This is a genomic window from Bradyrhizobium sp. S3.2.6 (assembly GCF_040546885.1).
In the GTDB taxonomy this organism is placed as follows: Bacteria; Pseudomonadota; Alphaproteobacteria; order Rhizobiales; family Xanthobacteraceae; genus Bradyrhizobium; species Bradyrhizobium cytisi.
On sequence record NZ_JBEPOS010000023.1, the window covers coordinates 74,030 to 93,566 of the forward strand.

The 19,537-nt window shown below is 61.2% G+C and carries 18 protein-coding genes and 4 pseudogenes; 15 read left to right on the forward strand and 7 right to left on the reverse strand.

Annotated features, from left to right (window positions below; all coding sequences use genetic code 11):
• Window positions 1–70: 70 nt before the first annotated feature.
• Window positions 71–271, reverse strand: a complete 201-nt coding sequence (locus tag ABID58_RS30335) for a CsbD family protein (RefSeq protein WP_148753408.1) — start codon at window positions 269–271, stop codon at window positions 71–73.
• A 371-nt stretch (window positions 272–642) separates the two neighbouring features.
• Between ABID58_RS30335 and ABID58_RS30340 the strand changes: the two are divergent.
• The 3 genes and pseudogenes from ABID58_RS30340 (at window position 643) to ABID58_RS30350 (ending at window position 3,603) form a co-directional block, all read left to right on the forward strand.
• Window positions 643–2,344, forward strand: a pseudogene (locus tag ABID58_RS30340) (alpha-amylase family protein).
• A gap of 86 nt (window positions 2,345–2,430) precedes the next feature.
• Window positions 2,431–3,072: pseudogene (locus tag ABID58_RS30345) on the forward strand (transposase); the annotation flags it as partial.
• 267 nt (window positions 3,073–3,339) lie between these two features.
• Window positions 3,340–3,603, forward strand: coding sequence for a hypothetical protein (locus tag ABID58_RS30350; RefSeq protein WP_187435099.1), 264 nt, complete (start codon window positions 3,340–3,342; stop codon window positions 3,601–3,603).
• A 14-nt stretch (window positions 3,604–3,617) separates the two neighbouring features.
• On the opposite strand, the gene ABID58_RS30355 is transcribed toward ABID58_RS30350, so the two are convergent.
• The 5 genes and pseudogenes from ABID58_RS30355 to ABID58_RS30375 all read right to left on the reverse strand — a co-directional run bounded on the left by ABID58_RS30355 (window position 3,618) and on the right by ABID58_RS30375 (window position 7,700).
• Window positions 3,618–3,803, reverse strand: a complete 186-nt coding sequence (locus ABID58_RS30355; protein WP_354036514.1) for a hypothetical protein — start codon at window positions 3,801–3,803, stop codon at window positions 3,618–3,620.
• The gene (locus ABID58_RS30360; protein WP_246230081.1) at window positions 3,794–4,120 is read right to left on the reverse strand and encodes an aldo/keto reductase; all 327 of its coding nucleotides are present in this window, start codon (window positions 4,118–4,120) and stop codon (window positions 3,794–3,796) included. Before ABID58_RS30360 ends, ABID58_RS30355 begins: the two co-directional genes overlap by 10 nt.
• A 23-nt stretch (window positions 4,121–4,143) precedes the next feature.
• Entirely contained in the window at window positions 4,144–4,698 is a 555-nt protein-coding gene (locus tag ABID58_RS30365; RefSeq protein WP_354036516.1) for a DUF4142 domain-containing protein, read from the reverse strand.
• A 121-nt stretch (window positions 4,699–4,819) separates the two neighbouring features.
• Window positions 4,820–6,602, reverse strand: a pseudogene (locus ABID58_RS30370) (thiamine pyrophosphate-requiring protein).
• A 648-nt stretch (window positions 6,603–7,250) separates the two neighbouring features.
• The gene (locus ABID58_RS30375) at window positions 7,251–7,700 is read right to left on the reverse strand and encodes a low affinity iron permease family protein (protein ID WP_148753404.1); all 450 of its coding nucleotides are present in this window, start codon (window positions 7,698–7,700) and stop codon (window positions 7,251–7,253) included.
• A gap of 740 nt (window positions 7,701–8,440) precedes the next feature.
• Here ABID58_RS30375 and ABID58_RS30380 point away from each other — a divergent pair.
• From ABID58_RS30380 to ABID58_RS30405, 6 genes and pseudogenes are all read left to right on the forward strand, one after another.
• Entirely contained in the window at window positions 8,441–10,186 is a 1,746-nt protein-coding gene (locus ABID58_RS30380) for a peptidoglycan-binding protein (RefSeq protein ID WP_354036518.1), read from the forward strand.
• Window positions 10,187–10,650: 464 nt separating this feature from the next.
• Window positions 10,651–12,195: an FAD-dependent oxidoreductase gene (locus ABID58_RS30385; RefSeq protein ID WP_187435097.1), complete on the forward strand. Its 1,545-nt coding sequence runs from the start codon at window positions 10,651–10,653 to the stop codon at window positions 12,193–12,195.
• Window positions 12,196–12,366: 171 nt separating this feature from the next.
• A complete protein-coding gene (locus ABID58_RS30390; RefSeq protein ID WP_148753402.1) occupies window positions 12,367–12,996 on the forward strand; it encodes a phosphatase PAP2 family protein in 630 nt (209 codons plus the stop codon).
• Window positions 12,983–13,586: pseudogene (locus tag ABID58_RS30395) on the forward strand (cupin domain-containing protein). Before ABID58_RS30390 ends, ABID58_RS30395 begins: the two are co-directional and overlap by 14 nt.
• Window positions 13,583–13,930, forward strand: coding sequence for a hypothetical protein (locus ABID58_RS30400; protein ID WP_354036519.1), 348 nt, complete (start codon window positions 13,583–13,585; stop codon window positions 13,928–13,930). The pseudogene ABID58_RS30395 and the gene ABID58_RS30400 overlap by 4 nt, the downstream one beginning before the upstream one ends.
• Window positions 13,927–14,409, forward strand: coding sequence for a DUF3147 family protein (locus ABID58_RS30405; protein ID WP_354036520.1), 483 nt, complete (start codon window positions 13,927–13,929; stop codon window positions 14,407–14,409). The genes ABID58_RS30400 and ABID58_RS30405 overlap by 4 nt, the downstream gene beginning before the upstream one ends.
• 18 nt (window positions 14,410–14,427) lie before the next feature.
• Here the strand turns inward: ABID58_RS30405 and ABID58_RS30410 are convergent, their stop codons facing one another.
• Window positions 14,428–14,943: a YciE/YciF ferroxidase family protein gene (locus ABID58_RS30410; protein WP_148753399.1), complete on the reverse strand. Its 516-nt coding sequence runs from the start codon at window positions 14,941–14,943 to the stop codon at window positions 14,428–14,430.
• 342 nt (window positions 14,944–15,285) lie between these two features.
• On the opposite strand from ABID58_RS30410, the gene ABID58_RS30415 reads away from it, so the two are divergent.
• The 6 genes from ABID58_RS30415 (at window position 15,286) to ABID58_RS30440 (ending at window position 19,425) form a co-directional block, all read left to right on the forward strand.
• Window positions 15,286–16,365 carry an ROK family protein gene (locus tag ABID58_RS30415; RefSeq protein WP_354036521.1) on the forward strand — a complete coding sequence of 360 codons (1,080 nt, stop codon included), beginning with the start codon at window positions 15,286–15,288 and terminating at the stop codon, window positions 16,363–16,365.
• A gap of 110 nt (window positions 16,366–16,475) precedes the next feature.
• Window positions 16,476–16,694, forward strand: coding sequence for a hypothetical protein (locus tag ABID58_RS30420; RefSeq protein ID WP_354036522.1), 219 nt, complete (start codon window positions 16,476–16,478; stop codon window positions 16,692–16,694).
• A gap of 14 nt (window positions 16,695–16,708) precedes the next feature.
• Window positions 16,709–17,110 (forward strand): hypothetical protein, encoded by a 402-nt coding sequence (locus tag ABID58_RS30425; RefSeq protein WP_354036524.1) that lies wholly within the window; start codon window positions 16,709–16,711, stop codon window positions 17,108–17,110.
• 16 nt (window positions 17,111–17,126) lie between these two features.
• Complete coding sequence (locus ABID58_RS30430; protein WP_148753395.1) at window positions 17,127–17,984, forward strand: SDR family oxidoreductase; 858 nt, start codon at window positions 17,127–17,129, stop codon at window positions 17,982–17,984.
• 442 nt (window positions 17,985–18,426) lie between these two features.
• Window positions 18,427–19,041, forward strand: a complete 615-nt coding sequence (locus ABID58_RS30435; protein ID WP_354036525.1) for a hypothetical protein — start codon at window positions 18,427–18,429, stop codon at window positions 19,039–19,041.
• 270 nt (window positions 19,042–19,311) lie between these two features.
• The gene (locus tag ABID58_RS30440; protein ID WP_148753392.1) at window positions 19,312–19,425 is read left to right on the forward strand and encodes a DUF2934 domain-containing protein; all 114 of its coding nucleotides are present in this window, start codon (window positions 19,312–19,314) and stop codon (window positions 19,423–19,425) included.
• The last annotated feature ends 112 nt before the right edge of the window (window positions 19,426–19,537 follow it).

Sequence of the window (19,537 nt, forward strand, 5' to 3'; positions counted from 1 at the left end):
TCACACGATAGCTCAAGCGACGCTACACCGAACCCGGCGCGGCTCGCAGAGCGGACATTTCAGACCATCCTTACGGCAATGTCGAAATCCAAGTATCAACATCCTTGCGGGCTTGATCCTTTGCATAGCCGTATCGCTTCTGTAGGCTGCCTTCGAGTTGATCGCGCTTGCCGTTGATCTCGGTCAGATCATCGTCCGTCAGCTTGGCCCATTTCTCCTTGACCTTACCTTTGACCTCTTTCCAGTTTCCTTCCACTTGGTTCCAGTCCATGTGATTTCCTCCTATTATAAGATGATAAAATGCCGAAATTGCCGCCCCAGTTCCTGTCCTATCCGGAACATCTCGCGACGCTGCTATCCTTGTACGGATCACCTGGGTCCCCTCTCCAGCTGCACGTTGTCCAGATCTGCGCATAACTCGTCGAAGGCATCACCGCCATTGGTTTTCCCGCGGCGGCCGTTTTTGCTAACCGTGAGGTGCATCAGTGACGAAGCCCGCTTCGAAAATAATGCGTCGCCCGAAGATGGTTGTTGGACCTCAAAGCTTGCGCGGGAGCGGGACTGGTTCGCGCGGAACCCATTGACTGCCCACTGATTGTCACGTGGCCGCCAAGACATCCGGCTGGACCAACGAGGCAGCACTTGATCGACGACCTCTGGTACAAGAATGGCGTTTTCTATTGCCTTTCCGTCGGCACCTATATGGATGCCAATGGCGACGGCATCGGCGATTTCAAGGGGCTGTTGCGGCGGCTGGATTATCTGCATGGGCTCGGTATCACAGCGATCTGGCTGATGCCGTTCCAGCCCTCGCCCGGCCGGGACGACGGCTACGATATCTCGGATTATTACGGCGTCGATCCGCGCTACGGCACGCTCGGTGACTTCGTCGAATTTACCCACGGCTGCCGGCAGCGCGGCATTCGCGTCATCATCGATCTCGTCGTCAATCACACGTCCGACCAGCACTCATGGTTTCGTCAGGCGCGGCGTCACAAGGATTCGCCCTATCGCGACTGGTACGTATGGTCCGACAGAAAACCCGCGAATGCCGACAAGGGCATGGTGTTTCCCGGCGTCCAGAAATCGACGTGGACGCACGACAACGAAGCCCGCGCCTGGTATTTTCATCGCTTCTACGACTTCCAGCCCGACCTTAACACCTCGAACCCGTATGTGCAGGCCGAGATCCTCAAGATCATGGGTTTCTGGATCCAGCTCGGTGTCTCCGGCTTTCGCATGGACGCCGTCCCGTTCGTGATCGCCACCAAGGGCGCCAAGGTGCGCAAGCCCATTGAGCAATACGACATGCTGCGCGCCTTTCGAGAATTCCTACAATGGCGGCAGGGCAATGCCATCATCCTCGCCGAGGCCAACGTATTGCCGGAAACTGACATGGAATATTTCGGCCGTGACGGCGATCGGATGCACATGATGTTCAATTTTCACGTCAACCAGCATCTCTTCTATGCGCTCGCCTCCGCGGACTCCCGGCCGCTTGCGAAATCGCTGACGGCGACCAAGCCGCGGCCTGCGACCGCCCAATGGGGCCTGTTCCTGCGCAACCATGACGAACTCGATCTCGGTCGCCTGACCCAGGCGCAACGCGAGGCCGTATTCAAGGCGTTCGCTCCCGAGACGAGCAATGCAGCTTTACGACCGCGGTATCCGGCGGCGGCTTGCGCCGATGCTCGGGGGCGACCGGCGGCGGCTCGAGCTCGCCTACAGCCTGATGTGCACGCTGCCGGGAACGCCGGTCATTCGCTATGGCGACGAAATCGCGATGGGCGACAGTCTCGATCTGCCCGAGCGAGCTTGCGCGCGCACGCCTATGCAATGGTCGACCGAACTGCAGGCCGGCTTCACCGAAAGTGACCATCCATGCACGCCCGTGATCGACAATGGGCCCTACGGATACGAACACGTCAATGCGGCCAAGCAACGGCGCGATCCCAACTCGATGCTAAATTGGACCGAGCGCATCATCCGGATGCGCAAGGAGGTCCCGGAAGTTGGCTGGGGCAACTTCAAGATAATCGCGACGCGTGACCCGGCCGTGCTGGCGATCCGCTACGACTGGCGCAACAACTCGGTACTATTCGTGCACAATCTCGACGAGGCGCCGCGCGAGGTCTCCTTCGCGGTCGGTCTTCCCGGCAAGGCTGGTAATCTTTTGGTCAATTTATTGACGGAAGATCACAGTCGCGCCACTGAACACGGCCGGCATACGCTGCTGCTCGAAGCTTATGGTTATCGCTGGTATCGCGTCGGCGGCCTCGACTACCTGCTCAAGCGGAGCGATATCGATGCAGATGCCGCGGGCGAAATCGGTCATGCTGCGTAGCTAGTCGTGCGTGAACAAGCCTCTAAGCGATTGAGCGGGAATCTGACCTACCGGCCTAAGCCCCCAATTATCCGCGACCGAGGGTAAATGGCCGCTTCCGCGATTGCGATCTGCTACGAAAGGTGTTCGCGACCGTGGTCCCGGCGCTGCATGGCAGAAGGGGTGGGTCGAGGGGGCCGCTTTTGCGGTCGACGCCAGCTTGATTGCCGCCGATCCCAATAAACAGTTTTGCTGCTGGGTCAGACGACGTCGACTGGGAGGCAATCGCCAGGACGCGCCGATCCGTCCTGTCTCGACATCCCAGATGAGGCTGCGTGGGGCGCGGCGAGCGAGGCGAAGTTTATCTCCAAGTCGGATCCAGCCTCACAATGGACCGGCGGTTACAAAGGGCATGCCTTAATTTGCCTACGCCGACAATTACCTGATCGACCCGAAGGCCGCGATCATCATCGATGTTGAGGCGACGCGAACTATCAACAGGCCGCGGTCGGTGCGGCGCGCCCAATGATTGAACGCACCGACAAGCGCCTCGGCTCTCTCCCGAGCGCCTGGGCGCCGACAGTGCTTATGGTTTGGCCGAGATGCTGGGGCGGCTCATTAACGAGCATGCGATCAAGCCGCATATTCTAGTGTTCGATAAATCGGCCCGCGAGGATGGGACGTTGTCCCGCGAAGACTTCGCCTACAATCAGGAACGCGATCTCTACGTCTGTCCGGCAAGGCGACCTCCGCCCCGCCCAATCGCGCTCTTGTCCCCACGCCGCCTCGCAGCGCTTGGACACGAAGGCAGTCCATTTTAGATCGTCGCACCAACCTCTCAGCAGATTTGGTGCTGGCCTGCATGCTCCGGAAATCGGGGAACTCTGAACTCTCGGACGCGTTACAGAACCGCCGAAAGGATTGAAGGATGAGCGGTCGTGTAGCGCAGTGGCACGCGGCATCTCTCGTGATCGCGCTCGTCCTTTGTTCGGCGGTACTTGAATAGAGAGGCGACAATGAAAGCACCACTTCTGCTCGCTGGCGCATTAATCATCGGATGCGCCGCCCCAGCACTAGCCGATGAATACTACGTCGTACAAGGTCCGAGCCATCAATGCACGATTACCACCACACGGCCGGCGGACAAGGAAGTCGTGACGCAGATCGGTCCAATGGCCTTCAAGAGCCGCGTGGAAGCTGAAGACCGCATCAAGCAGACCAAAGTCTGCGAGGAAGGCACGGTTGGTAGCAGCAGCACGACCGTTATCAAAGAGAAGTAATCGACGGCTCATTCCTAATCGAATTTGGCAAATTCGAGAAAGGTCGCGCTTGTTTCTGTCGGCGCGACCTTATTGGTTTGCAAGACCACCTGGTTGGACAGCCGGTTCTCAGGCTTGAACCAGCCGCGCCAGTGCGGCGATGAGTGTTGCGAATGGTGGTGACAGGCTGCCCGTCCGTGCGCGGCGCGCATCAGCGCCAACCGAGTGCATCGAGATTGGCCCCGGCGCGATTGGTCGCGCCGGGGATGGGAATCGTGTGACTATCGCGCGCCAACAGCCAGTTCAGTGCGACCTGGCTGATGCTGGCCCCGTGCGCAACGGCAATCTCGGCGAGACATGTCATCGCGTCAATGCTGTCCGACGGCTGCGTGAGAGTGGCCCCGGTTGCGCCGATCATGTCCGCCGCGAGAATGGTTGCCTGGTCTTCATGAGGGATCTCTGTACGTGTCACGCCGTCAACGTGGGCGGAATTTGCGCGGGTGCTACCGGCAGAAAGATGCCGGCAGATCGCCGGCACCAAGTTGTCGTCTCGATAGACTATTACTTGCTGGACTGGCCGACGCTCGGGGCTTTGCCGAGCTCCTGGGCCATCTCGAGATGGTGCCTGAGGGCGGGAAGCGTCTTGCCGGCCCAGTCCTTGAGATCGGCATTATCGCCCCCCTTGGCATAGCGTTCAAACAACGATACCGCGTCCTTGTGGGCGCTGACCTGATAGGAGTCGAAGTCGGAGCTGAAATCCTTGCCCGAAGCACCCCTGAGCTTGTCAAGCTTGCTCTGGTGGGAGCTGTCGATCGTCGTCGGCAGCTCGGCCTTGACCTTGCCGCTCGTCACGAGTCCCTTCAGATCGTTGCTGGTCTTGGTGTGATCGGTCACCATCTGCTGCGCGAATGTTTTCTCCTGCGCATTGCCCTTCTGCTCGGCGAGCTTGTTGGACTCGATCTCGAACACGTCGCTGATCGCGACCTCCTTGACGAAATCGGCCGTTGTCGGTGCGACCCCGAGCATGGAGTTCACGCCGGTCTTTTCGCCGACCGACTGAGCGAGCGCCGGGCCTGCCAGCAGAATGCAGCCCAGGACGATCATGGTGCGTTTCATGCGTCACATCCTCTTAAGCCATGCCGCGCGTGCGCGCGGCGCGTTGGATTGTGCCGACCAACCGTAGCTGGAGGCGTTTGTTCCAAATGGGTGGGCACCCGGCCAAGGGTGCGTCGTCTGCCTACGTCTTGTCGGGCAGGATGGACTCGAGCATCTGGCGGGCAGCGCCCTTAATTACGCCTTCCTCGTTCGGGTCGCCCTTGATCAAGGCCATCGAAAAATTCTTCGCCTGCTGGAGCGTAATATGCGGCGGTAGAGGGGGGACCTCCGGATCAGTCTTCACTTCCAGCACCACTGGCGTCTCGCTCGCAAGCGCTTGCTCCCAGGCCGAGGCCAAAAGCTCGGGTTGATCGACATAGATGCCGCGCAGCCCGATCAGCTCGGCGAAGCGCGAATAGGACACGTTGGGAATGCGCCGCGATGCCTCGAATTTTGGGTCGCCGTTGATGATCCGCTGCTCCCAGGTCACCTGGTTGAGGTCCTCATTGTTGAAGATGCAGACGATCCAGCGGTGGTCCTGCCAGTCGCGCCAGTATTTGGCGACCGTGATCAGCTCGGCCATGTTATTCATCTGCATGGCGCCGTCGCCGACCAGGGCTATCACCGGACGGTCCGGATGGGCATATTTTGCTGCTATCGCGTAGGGAACGGCTGCCCCCATCGACGCCAGCCCGCCCGACAGCGATGCCTTCATGCCGGGGCGCATCTTGAGATCGCGGGCAAACCAGTTGGCACATGAGCCGGAATCGCTGGTGACAACGGCGAGGTCCGGAAGTCGCGGCGACAACTCCCAGGTCACGCGTTGCGGATTGACGGGGGCGGCAGGCTGCTTGGCGCGCTCTTCCAGCATCTCCCACCAGGTCCGGACGTTCGCCTCGATGGCCTTGCGCCAAGTATCGTCGGTCTTCTGACGGAGCCGGGGCAGCAGGGCGCGCAGCGTCTCTACCGCGTCTCCGACGAGGCCGACTTCCATGGGAAAACGGATCGAGAGCATGCTGGCGTCGACATCGATCTGAACGCCGTGGGCACTGCCTTCCTTCGGCAGGAATTCCGCGTAAGGGAAGCCTGAGCCGACCATCAGGAGCGTGTCGCAATCCATCATCATCTTGTAGCTGGGTTCGGTACCCAACAGGCCGATCGACCCGGTCACCCATGGCAGGTCGTCGGGCAGGGCTGCCTTGCCAGCAGCGCGTTGGCGCAGCCGGCGCCCAGCCGGTCGGCAACGGCGATCACATCGTCGGTTGCGGCCAGCGCGCCGGCGCCGATGAGCATCGCGACCTTGGTGCCAGAGTTGAGAATTTCAGCGGCGCGATCGAGATCCTCGTCATGCGGCATGATCCTGGGAGGCAAGTACCCTGTGCTCGATCGCAGCGTGCCGTGAGTGCGGGGAGGATCGGCATAGGTTTCTTCCTAAAGGTCGTTCGGCAGGACAAGCGCTGTCACCGTCTTGCGCGCAAGCGCGATACGCGCGGCGCGATCGACCAAATGCCGAACCTGGGCCGGCGAGGAGGCTGCGCGACATAGGCGCCGGCAACGTCCTTGAACATGGAGACGAGATCGAGCTCCCGCTGGTAGTGGCCGCCGAGCGGGTCGCGGGCCTGTCCCACGATTGCCAGCACCGGCTGATGATCCAGCAGTGCGTCGTAGAGGCCGGTGATCAGATGCGAAGCGCCGGGGCCCGAGGTCGCAATGCAAACGCCGAGCTTGCCGGAGAATTTCGCGTAAGCGGTTGCCATGAACGCGGCCATCTCCTCGTGCCGCGCCTGGACGAAATTGATTTTGCCATTGGCACGGTTGAGCGCACCGAACACGCCGTTGATGCCGTCCCCCGGATAGCCGAAGACGTGGCGCACACCCCATTGCGTCAGGCGCTGGATGATGAAGTCGGATACGGTCGGGGACATCGCGATCTGATTCCCAGTTGGACTGCTTTGATGTGGGAGAACCGGAACGGTTTCGCGTTGTTCCTGAATGCCGGGGAAGCAAGAAGCTTACCGTCGCCAGGCGGCCTCGTTCTTCTCATATTGCCCGGCAGGCCCTTGACGTTTGAAGAGTCCTGCATCTGAACCGGCGGGTTCTTCTGGTTCGTTGTCGAGCTAGAACCAACCGTTTCTCCTGATTTGACGGCAGGACCACTTTTGTTTCCCGGTTGACCCGGTATTCCATGAAGTCGAGCTTTGGGACGGCGCGCGCAAGAATCGCGACATACAAGCCAGAAGAGTGATTGCTGCTTGTAACTGCCCAGCTCATCGTTTCGAGGGCCGGACACGAGAGACGCGGATGAATGGCGAGGTCCCGCGGCTAATCTACCAAGTCTGGATCGGCGGTCTTAATCCCGACGATGAGAGCTCTCTGCTTCTTGACCGCACGCGTCTTTCCGCGTGAAAGCAGCGTGAATTCGGGCGGCCGCTTGCTTAACGGTGTTCTCGGCTTGCGCCGTCGCATAACCTTGTCCTCCTACGCCCGAACAAGGCTAAAAACACGCCGAGCAAGTGGCGCGCGAAGTCCAAGGAATACCCGCTCCACAAACCGACGACGAGGCGAACCGTACACTAACCCGTCGCGCCACGGTGCGCCTTACGTACTCTCTCGGTTCTCCGCTCGACCTGTCTGTTCGTGGCGACAGCCTTCGCGCGTTCCTCGCAACGCTTGCGCAGATCCTCGAGTTCGTCCGCGGTTAAATGCTCGATTCCGACGAATGAATTCTGGACGGCGCCTGTTCGGATAAGTTCATCTAGCTTCACCTGGATGGCTGCGCTGTCCCGGTTCTGTGAGTTCTGGATCAGGAAGACCATCAGAAACGTCACGATGGTCGTTCCGGTATTGATGACCAGCTGCCAAGTGTCGGAGAATCGAAACAGAGGCCCTGTAACAGCCCAGATGACAATCACCGTGCAGGCCAGAATAAAGGCCGATGCACGGCCGGCCGCTTGCGATGCCCTGTTCGCAATCGACGCGAAAAGTCGACGTGGTCGCTCGCTTTCCTGATGGCGCTGCTGCATTCAGTCCTCCTATATCTGGAACGACTGGCCGTAAGCATCACTGGAGCGATGAGCGTCCCGCGGCGGCCGCTAAGGTTGGTCAAGGCCTCCCTTAGCGCTGTCCTGCCCCCAGCGTCTGAACCGGCGTTCGACCTTCTTACGGTTGCTCCCGACCTTCTTTGACCGGCTGCTTTCATTGGCCGGTCTTCACCGCTTCGAAGCGAACTTCGTGCGCTTCTTCTTTTCTCCGGCCAACGCGGCGGAATTCATCTAAGTTCCCGCCGATTCAATGGGTATCGACGGTGGTTGAGAGGTTCGCGTGAAATCGCGCACCTGCTGGCGACTGGACACACATGGCGGCTGGAGGTCGCCGTCCAGTCGCGTCAATCTGCCGCCTTCTGCTGCGGTCAGCACTTGGCCTGAAGCCGTGTCAGCGGAAGTACCTCATCAAAGCAAGGTTTTTATTGAACGGCTTCTTGCCTCGTCCGGGTGACTCGCCCGAGAAAACTATCCTGACTGCACTATTGGACTTACCGTAGGGAATATTGGACTTACCGTAGGGAACATGAAGCTTCCTTAGCCTGACGGTTCCGTCTGGGGCTGCGGTCAGGAACATTCCCAGTATCGTCTCGTTTCCAAACAGACCGCAAAGTCGGATTGCGCTTCGCGCCGCGTCGTAGCGCGCGATGGATTTCAAGTTTTGTTAATCCGAAAGTGCCGATCGAAGACACTGCGAGCAATGAATATCGGAGGAGATGCAGATGAGCATGAGAAAGAGTAGGTTCCTGCTGTCCACAGCAGTACTGCTCGCCGGCGTCAGCCTGGCGGCAGCGCAAGACATGCGTGAAGGTGGCGGCGGCGGAATGAGTGCCGGCGGCGCCGCGGAGCACGACAAGTCCGGAGGCGGAACGTCGCAAGGTCCGGGCGGTGCATCGCGCGGTGAAGGCATGACGCAGGGCCGGGCCGCAGAGCCGCGCGGAGGCCGAGCGGAAAGCCCTGCGGCCGGTCAGTCACGCACCGAGCGTGACGAAGGTATGAGAGAGGGCGGGCGCGCTGCTGAGAGAGACCAGATCGGCAAGGATCAGCACGGTCAAGCGACTGGTCCGTCACGCACCGAGCGTAGCGAAGGTACGAGGGAGGGTGGCCGCGCTGCGGAGAAAGGCCAGATCGGTAAGGATCAGCAGGGTCAAAAGGACCAAACCATCGGCCAGCGTCGTGGCGATCGCGACCAACCTCGTCAATCCGAGCAAAAGGCGCAAGACAAGGATCAGTCCTCGGGCAAGCAAAACAGTCAGGCCGTCGGACAGCGCGGCGAGCGCGAGCAGACGCGACAGTCCGAGCAAAAGGCGTCGCAGGGCCAGAAGGACCAAGGCCAGAAGGACCAGAGCACGACAGCCGGCGCCAACACCAGGCCGAGCAATGCCCCTACCCAGGGTCAGGCCGCGCAGGGTCAGATGACGCAGGGTCAGACCACGCAGCAGAACCAGGGCGCAACGACCGGCACCCAGGCCACTGCGCCAGCGCAAAACCAGACGACGACTACCCAGAGCATGTCGGGCCGCGTATCGGTAAATGCGCAGCAGCAGACAACGCTACAGCAGTCGGTACTCAACTCCCGCAATGTGGCGCGGATTAACGCCAGCTCGATCAACTTCCAGATCAATACGGGTGTGTTGGTGCCGAGCAATATCAATGTGGTGTCCGTCTCGGCCTTCCCGGCGCTGATCGACGTGTTCCCGGACTTCCGCGACGACAGCTTCTTCGTGGTCGACGACGAGATCGTGGTCCTCGATCGCAGTCGCCGGATTGTGGATGTTGTTCCGGCAGGGCCGCGGACGCGGTTCAGCCGCGCCGGCAGCGTGGGCGGTGGCGGTGTCAGCGGTGGCAGCGTCGCTGCGCTCAATCTGAGCCCCGAAGAAATCCGTGTCGTGCAGCAGGTGCTGATCGAGCGCGGATTGCTGACCGGTGAAGCGGATGGCGTGCTCGGCTCGCGGACGCGCGAGGCGTTGATGACCTTCCAGCGGCAGCAAGGCATCCAGGCCAGCGGTTCGATCGATACCAGCACGGTCTCGGCGCTCGGCGTATCCAACAAGATCAGTGCCACCCAGAGCCAAACCACGACTGGTCAGGGACAGGCGAGCCAGCAGCAGCCGGCGCAGCAGGGCACGACCGGACAGAACACCGGTCAGGCCAATGCTCCGGCCCAGCAGAACCAGCCGACAACTGGCCAAGCGCAGCAGAACCAGCCCGCGACAACCGGGCAGGCTCAGCAGAACCAACCGGCAACGACCGGGCAGGCCCAGCAGAACCAGCCGACAACGACCGGACAGGGCGGGACGCAACAGCCTTCCGGTCAGACGACCGGACAAGCGGCGCCTCCGGCCCAAGGTAACAATCAAGGCAACAATCCGCCGGCCGCCAACCAGAACATGCCGTCCGGGCAGCCCAACCAGAACAATCCTCCGGCATCGAGCCAGCCCGCCGACAATCAGGGCAAGAAGTATTGAGCACATCATGCTGAGCCCCGCTTCGGCGGGGCTCTTTTGCGCCGCGGTGCCGCGGAGCGTTGCAAATCCAGGCCGGTCAATCGCGTCCGTACGATCCACCGCGGCCGTAGCTGTCCGCGAAGGCGGCGAGAAGGCCGTCCGAGCGACGGCTCGCGTTCGACCGCCACGACTTCTCTGGCGGATGGTAAAATCGGCAAGCTCATTCGGCCCACGGCGACGTCGATCGGCGCCAATCTCTGGTCGATTCAGCAGAACCGGAACCGGGCGTGCCCCCCTCCTATGTGCGCATCCTCTACCGAGCCGGCCTTGGGAGCAAGCAAACGCCTCTCCTTTTTCAAATGCTAAAGCTGCACCACGGCATTCCATTCGGGCGTCGTCGGCACACATGGGCTCGAACGCGAAGGCCTCTATTCAAAGGAACGGTTGCGCTTTGCCCTTCGTTTGTACGCCGGAGGACAAATGCCATGAACGTGCTGGATGAGGATACCAAATCGCTTTGGATGGAGACGTTCATCCCGGCGGCTTCGCGCTTTTCGGGTCAGGAACGTGCCGATGTCGGCGTGGTCGGCGCCGGCATCGCCGGTCTGTCGGTGGCCTATGAACTGGCGGCGCGCGGGCGCTCGGTCATCGTGCTCGACCGCGGCAGAATCGGCAGCGGAATGACGGCGCGCACCACCGCGCATTTGGCGACAGCCCTGGACGACGACTACAAGGAGTTGATCAGGGTCCGCGGTGAAGATTGCGCCCGGCTGTACTACGAGAGCGTCGCCGCCGCGATCGACCGCGCGCAGGCGATCCAGTCCGCCGAGGGAATTGACTGCGATTTCCGCCGCGTCGATGGCTACTGGGTGTTGGCGCCGGAGACGCTGCCATCGCATCTGGATGAGGAATTCGAAAGCTGCAGGAAGCTGGGAATCCCCGTCGAGCTCTGCAGCGATCCGACACCCATCCATCACGGCGGTCTTGCGCGCTCGCTTCGGTTCCCCCGGCAGGCCCGCTTTCATCCGACCAAATATCTTGCCGGATTGGCCAAAGCGCTGCATCGGCGCGGCGCCAGGCTTTACGGTGACACCTGCGTCGAGACGATCGAGCACGGCCGCGGAGAAATCGTTCTCAAGACGTCAGGCGGCGAGGTGCGGGTCACGGACGTCGTCGTGGCGACGAACTCGCCGGTCAATCTGCGCGTCGCGATCCATACCAAACAGGCGCCCTATCGCACCTATGTGATTGCGGTCAAGGTCCCGGCCGGTTCGCTGCCGGATGCGCTGTATTGGGATACGCTCGACCCCTATCATTATGTCCGCCTGCAGCCGAGTTCGGCAGACGAGGACATCGTGATCGTCGGCGGTGAAGACCATAAGTCCGGCGAGGCCGACGACGGTCAGGCGCGCTTTTCCGCACTTGAGCAGTGGACGCGCGCGCGGTTGCCGAACATCGGCGAGATCACCCATCGCTGGTCGGGGCAAGTGCTCGAACCCATGGACTTCACCGGCTTCGTCGGACGCAGCCCGGACGAAGAGCATGTCTTCCTCGTCAGCGGCGATTCCGGGCAAGGCATGACCAACGGCATGGTGGCGGGCCTGCTGATTGCGGATCTGATCACGGTCGGCGGCAATGGCTGGGAGGCCGTCTATTTGCCGGAGCGCAAGGTCTTCAAGAACATCACCACCTTCGTCAGCGAGAACATCACGCCGCTGAAGAACTTTGCGGAGTATCTCGGCGCCGATGCACTTGCCTCGGTAGAGCGGCTTCGCTTGGGCGAGGGCCGGCTGGTTCGCAGCGGATTGAAGAAGATTGCCGCCTGCCGCGACCGCCAGGGCGAATTGCACCTGCTGTCGGCAAGCTGCACTCATCTTGGTTGCGTTGTGCATTGGAACTCGCTGGAGCAGTGCTGGGATTGCCCCTGCCACGGGTCTCAATTCGCGCCGGACGGCACCGCGCTCAATGGGCCCGCCGTATCTCCGCTCGCGCCGGTGGAAATTTCGCCAAGTGTCCAGGCCGCGGAATAGCGACAGGTGACAGCCGCGGAGGAAGAGGCCTGCCACCGCAATGGGTAGCAAGGTTCGTTCCGAGCATTCGTTTGCATTGGGCGAGATCATGCGGCGGAAGGCTGGTTGTCGATGAAAAGCAGCGGAGCTGCGATCAGAGGTCTTTATGGAGCGAAGTTGATCGCTTGAGCCATGTTCAAAATTGCTAGAGTTTCACCAAGTCGCCTTAGAGGGCCAAGCTTTCCGGTCACTGTCCGGCCGACCAGAGCTGATGTCGTGGCCGCGCGCTTCATCGCCCGCAACACTGCGCCGGCTCCGGAGATGGTAGCCCGCGCCCTGACTTGGGGCGCCGACGAGAAGGTCCTTCTGGTCCTGGCGGCGGCTGGTTGGCTTGCGTCGCGCGGGCGAGGCGAGCCGCTGCGGCGCGCCGGCAACCATGCTCTCCTGGTCACGGTCTCGGCGTCGCTGCTGCCTCATGGTTTGAAGCTTCTGTTCGACCAGACCCGACCGGACCGCAGGACAGTGATCGGGCACCTCCACGGCGTCCCATTTTCCGGGAAAAGTGAGGACGCCTTTCCCTCCGGCCACGCGCTGCACATGGGAGCCTTGGCATCGGCGGCCGGCGCGATGCCAGCCGGCCCCCGTCGGGCGATCCGCACCGTTGCGGTCGGCATCTCGCCGACGCGCTTAGTCGTCCTGGCGCACTGGGCGAGCGATGTCGTCGCAGGTTTCGCGCTGGGAGCGGCTCTTGAACGGTTCCTGCGGCTGTGCACCGGCTACCCGCTCGACGCTTCAACGGAGAACGATCATGCCGACCCTTGAGGATCTAAAGGGGTATGCGGAACGCGCCACAGGTTTGCGGCGCCCCGGCAAGCGGAAAGCTATGGACCTTGCGCAAGCGCGAAAGCCTCACACTATTTGCTTCAAGGACGACGGTCTTGTTCCCAATCATCCGCGATGGCCACTGGTCATCTACCGCGGCGCCGTCGATCTCGATGAGCGCCACGACCCTGCCGCCGTTCTCGAAGATCTGTTCGAAGCGAACGGATGGGGCGATACCTGGCGCAACAGCATCTACGACTACGAGCATTACCACTCCCGGATCCACGAGGTGCTCGGCGTTGCGCGGCAAGGGGCGCGTCCGTTTCGGCGGTAAGAAGGGTAGAATATTCACGTTGAAGGCCGGCGACATCGTCATTCTGCCGGCCGGCACGGGTCACGAATGCCTATCAGCAGACGATGACTTCCTCGTCATCGGAGCCTACCCGCCGACGGGGACGTACGACGAGTGCACCTCGGTCGAGGACCGTCCGCGCGCCCTCAAGACCATTCCGAAGGTGCCGCCGCCGCGCAAGGATCCGGTCTACGGGACTGGCGGGCCGCTCGCGAAAATCTGGAGGAAAGTGAAATGACCGAGTACGTCATCCGCTTCCTCGCCGGAGGCGCCATTGTGTCGGCCTTCGCGATGCTGGGAGATCTTCTACGTCCCAAAAGCTTCGTCGGTCTGTTCGGAGCAGCACCCTCGGTCGCGCTCGCCACACTCGGAATCGCGGTGTACCAGCATGGGGCCGCTTACGCAGCCTTGCAAACGCAGGCGATGATTGCGGGAGCGATTGCGCTCGCCATCTACAGCGTCGTCGTTTGTCAAATCCTCGCTCGCGCGCGGCTGCGAGCATTGCTTGCCACTGTGCTATCCCTCGTCGTCTGGCTGATCGTCGCCTTCGGCGTACTGATGTTTGCCGGAGGGCAGACATGACGCCGATCCATTTTTCGCCGTCATCTCTCAAGGAAGGCCGCTGGTACGAATACCTGATCCGCTTCGCGCTCGGCGGCGCCGCGACCATCTTCGCTGGCCTCGTCAGCAGCCGCTATGGAGCCTCTATCGGCGGGCTTTTCCTCGCCCTTCCGGCGATCTTCTGCGCCAGCGCGACGCTGATCGAGAAGCATGAAATTCGCCGCAAGCGTGAGGCGGGCCTCGCCGGCGAGCGTCGCGGGCAAATGGCGGCCGCGGTCGATTCCGCCGGCGCCGCGCTCGGCGCGCTCGGCATGCTGGCCTTTGCGATGGTCTTTTCGTTAACGGCGGAAACCAGCATCGCAGCCGCCTTCATAGGTGCATCGCTTGCTTGGCGGGTCATCTCGATGATGGCCTGGTACGTGCGGCGCAAGACGCGATCAGTGCGGAGAGGGCGGATGGAACAAAAAGGCAGCGGCTCCGCGATTGTGCGAAGCCGCTGAGGTCGATCCACGCTGCCATCAAGCCGCGCTCGACGCCTTCCTGTTCACGCCCTTGCGTAGCGCAACCGTATTGAGTTTGGTATTCGCCGCCTTCTCCTCGTTGAGGTTCGTGGTGAGAAAGCGCACGATGTCGTCGTGCCCGAGCTCCTCGGCCCAGGCTATGAGCGTGCCATAGCGGCAGATTTCATAGTGCTCGACGGCCTGTGCGGCCGCGACGAGGGCGGCATCGAGTACGGCTTTGTCCTCGATCTCGCCGGCAATCTCGTCGGCCTCCTTGATGATTCCGTCGATCGCTGGACAGTGCGTGCCGCCAGACTCCTTGCCGAGCTTCTCGAACACGTTCTGAAGCCGCTCGACCTGCTTGTTGGTCTCTTCGAGATGGCCTTTCAGCCCCGCGACGAGGTCTCGGTTGGTCGCCTTTTCGATCATCTTGGGTAGTGATTTGATGATCTGCTGCTCGGCGTAGTACATGTCCTGCAGACCGTGCATCAGCAGGTCTTCCATCGATTTTATGTCCTTCGTGAACATTCCCATATTTGAATCTCCTCTCCCAACGATGGCAATGGAACGCGGCTGACCGGCTGCCGTTCCTGTCCCTGCAGCGCATTCGGAGGATCGAAATGAACGGGAAGAACATTTCGTCAGCCTGCTGGTATGGGCGCGGTGGACGGGCGATATGCCGCGGGCATCCAGGAGGCGTTGTTCGAGACCGCGATGAAGGGGGCAGGGCAGGGAGCGTCAGGAGGTTTGCGCGCCTGCTTCTCTGTCTCCCAAGCGTGCACCGGTGAGACCGGTCTAGCCAGGCGAGGAACGGGATAACCCTAAGCGTCGTTGATACAAACCGCACGTTTACTTGCGGCTTGTCTAGGGCTCAAGATGGCTGACGAAACGATCAAGACCACCGGCATCGCCGCTCACGGCGCCTCCCGCCTCCCGTCAGTGGAGGTCGACAGCTTCAACATTGAGCTGAAGGATGAGGAGGGTTTTCTTGGGGATCGTGCCAGCAAGGGCGCTTTCCGGGATGCTCTCGAAAAGTGGCGGAAGCCGCTGCGTAACACCGGCGAAGACCCGCTCGGCAAGGAGCTTTCCGAAAACATCAGTAAGAAGGAACTCGACGCCATCCTGGTCGGCGACGATACCGACGCTTGGGCGGTCGTGCAGAGCGCGATCGAGGACTTCGCACAGGAGCTCGCCCACGTGACGCGCCGCTTCCTCAAGACCAAGGCCTGGGAGAAGACTGAGCGCATCGTGGTGGGCGGCGGCTTTAGCAATAGCCGGCTCGGCGAACTCGCCATCGCGCGCGCCGAAATCATCCTGAAGGCCGAGAACTTCAAAATCGAGATGCTGCCGATCCATCAGCACCCGGACGATGCAGGCCTGATTGGCGCGCTGCATCTCGCTCCTTCCTGGATCTTCGAAGCTCATGATTCCATCCTTGCCGTCGACGTCGGCGGCACGAATATCCGCTGTGGCGTCGTCGAAACGCGTCGCAAGAAGGCGCCGGATCTCTCCAAGGCGTGCGTGTGGAAATCCGAGCTGTGGCGTCATGCCGACGGCGAACCGAGCCGAGAGGAAGCGGTTAAGCGTCTCGTCAAAATGCTCAAGGACCTGACCACGAAGGCGGAGAACGAAGGCTTCAAGCTCGCGCCGTTCATCGGCATCGCGTGTCCTGGCGTCATCGAGAGCGACGGCTCGATCGCAAAGGGCGCGCAGAACCTGCCCGGCAACTGGGAGAGCACTAAATTTAATCTGCCGGCAGCTCTGGTCGAAGCCATCCCTCAGATCGGAGAACACGACACGACGATCGTCATGCATAACGACGGCGTGGTGCAGGGCCTGTCCGAGGTTCCGTTCATGAAGGACGTGAAACGCTGGGGCGTGCTGACGATCGGCACCGGCCTCGGTAGCGCCCGCTTCACGAACCGCAACGGCAAGAACGGCAAGAGCGAACGCTGAGCCTAACCTTCTTTCGAGGCAGGCCGGCACAGCAAGAATATCCGGAAGGGAGGAACGTCGCGCCCCGCCAACTGTTTGCTCAATCATCGCGGAGCATAGGAGGAGCATCCATGCCTACGCAGATTGTTTTGAACCATAGCGGGGACACGCGGCAGGAATTTGACGCGGCAGACCTGGAAGCATTGGCCGAGGCGGAGCAGCGCTTTAAGAAATTGACCGGCAAGGGATTCACGGCAGCAACGCGGACGAGGCCCGGCGAAGTCGCCGTAGTGCGGGCGTTCGATCCGACGGCCCAGGAGACGTTATTTTACCCGCGCCTCGTCGGCTAGGTGAGCGCTGTGCCATGCTTCTGTTCGGAGCTCAACGCCGGGCGGGTTCGCGGCTGCAGACGCTCCGCGAACTCTATGCCAGCTTCATCGGAGAAAACTCGCCAGAGGCCCGCGGCCGCCATCTGCTGCGCGAGTGGCTGTCACCGGTACAACTCGCCCAGTTCGATGAACACCGGTACTTCGATGTGGTCGGCTGCGATACGGCTAAGCGCTACCACATCAACTATGGGACGGCTGCGAATATCCACGAGCTCGACGGGGCGGGAACGCCGAGGGTACGTTGGTGCTTCGCGCCTTCAGCACGCCTTGTGCCCGGCGACGTGATGCTCGCGCAGAAGATCGCTCTAGAAACCAATGAGAATGCCGCGCTCTCGGTGGCGAACGAGTTTCCGCCGCGGATGGCGTTTAACCGATAACCGCAGGGAGAATGCCATGCTCGATTATCCGCGCCCGCCTTATCCCAGCCAACAGCAACCGATGCCCGGTTCGACCTCGGCGATGAAGCCACGTCCGGACCATGGCGAGGACAGCTACAAGGGATCGGGCCGTCTTGCAGGCAAGAAGGCCGTCATTACGGGAGGAGATAGCGGGATCGGGCGAGCGGTGGCAATTGCATATGCCCGCGAGGGAGCCGACGTGCTCATTTCTTATCTCGATGAGCATCAAGATGCCGAGGAGGTGAAGGCTCTCATCGAGAAGGCAGGCCGCAAGGCTGTCTTGTTTCCCGGAGACCTGCGAAAGCCAGATTACTGCCGCGCCGTCATCAAGCGTGCCGTCGATGAGCTCGGCGGGATCGATATCCTCGTCAACAATGCGGCCCATCAGGCCACGTTCAAGGATATCGCTGATATCAGCGATGACGAATGGCAGAGCACGTTCGAGGTCAACATCCATGCGATGTTCTATCTCTCCAAGGCTGCTGTTGCGCATATGAAATCGGGGTCCGCCATCATCAACACCGCCTCCGTGAATGCCGACATGCCAAATCCCATCCTGCTGGCCTATGCGACCACAAAGGGTGCGATCCAGAACTTCACGGGCGGACTTGCCCAGATGCTTGCCGAAAAGGACATACGCGTTAACGCCGTCGCGCCGGGCCCGATCTGGACGCCGCTGGTCCCGTCAACCATGCCGTCGGACACAGTAAAGAACTTCGGCAAGCAGGTGCCGATGAAACGCGCCGGGCAGCCGGCTGAGCTCGCAACCGCCTATGTCATGCTGGCCGATCCGCTCTCGAGCTATACGTCCGGTGCGACGCTCGCTGTAACAGGCGGGAAACCTTTCATCTGATCGCGAGAGCGACGAGACGGAAGCTTGGTGTGGCACAGCGCCCAGCGCGCACACCACTGCTAGTGGTCGCGGATCTCGTCCTGCTTGTTTGTTCTTCTTAGGTTTGTCGGTCGCGGATAGCGAACCCCGGCATTGAAACCCGCAACCTTCACGGACTGGTAGCTGCTCACCACGAAATCCTGCCCGGCAGTTTTTGAGCGCCGAGCTTTGGGCTTCATCTCCGATCGATTGCTGGCTAACGCCAGAACAATGCAAGCAGCAGGATCACCGGAAGCGGAATGCCCAGCAGCCACAATAAAGCGCCTCTGCCAAGTGTCATGGCGCTATCCTCCTGTTGTTTCCCGGAAAACCAAGTCCAGAAGCCGCCCGAAGTTCCTGCAACAGGAACGGACGATTCAACCGCGCGTTGGAACCAGAGCATAAGCTACTGGAGGAGTTCGCCATGGCTACACGCACCGTTCCCAATGTGTTTTTTGGTTGGACATGGTCAGCCGTACTGGCCGGCGAGTTCACTTCGTTGGTTGTCCAGATCCTGCTGACCATGCTGGGGTTTGGCATCGGTCTGCTCGCGATCGACATTCCCACTGCTGCATCGGCGCCTGCTGGCGTAGGCTGGGCCGCATTCGTGTGGTGGGCGGTCTCAGGGATCATCGCCGCATTTCTGGGTGGCGCCGTTGCGGCAGCCAATTCGCCGGATCAGACCGCCCTCGGTCGAGTCGGGCATGCGATGGCCGCCTGGGCGGTCGCAACCGTCGTGGTGGTCGGTGCGGCGGCGATGTTGCCGGCTTCGGCGACCAGCATCGCCAGCAACCTCGTCGGCCCGTCATATTCCGCCAGCACGCGCATCGCGTACTGGTCGAACAATACGGGACGGGAAACCGTCGGCGCGACAACGAGAGCTGCAACGCCCGCTCAAATTGATGCAGCCCGGACGCACTTCGCATATGCAATGTTTGCAAGCTTCTGCGCCCTTCTTCTTGGCGCGGGAGCGGCCTACGCCGCCGGAATGGCGACCACGGCCCAGGCTGTCAAGGAAGCGGCCCGACCTGTGACATGACGGGTCCTAAATGGCCGAGGTTTGGTGCAGAGCTCCGTGCACTGTTGATAACGTGTCCGTATCGTGAGTTCCGCCTTGGGATGGGAGCGGCGGTTTGGTGTCGGCGAAATCCTCCTACCGCCCAACCGATGTATCTCGGATTCTTTCCGTCCTATTTCCCGTACGTAGTACCAGCCATCGCGCATCTGGGGGCGACCGAAGCCACTGGAGCCAATGAAGTGCATCCGGCATTTGGCCTGCACAAACGGGGAGGCTAGAACCCAAGAGCATATGGCTCAAGCGAATGAGGACGAGATACGAACCTACGCCCATCAGCTCTGGGAAAAGGCCGGGCGGCCTGAAGGCTGCGACAAGGAATTTTGGGAATTGGCCCGACAAGAGTAGCGAAATCAGAACAAATCTTCTCGGATGCGCACCCCCGATAGCCTCTAGGAGCAAGAATAGCCCAATCTGCGCATTTGCTGGGTTCGTGAAAACGATCCGCAGCTAGCTTGGA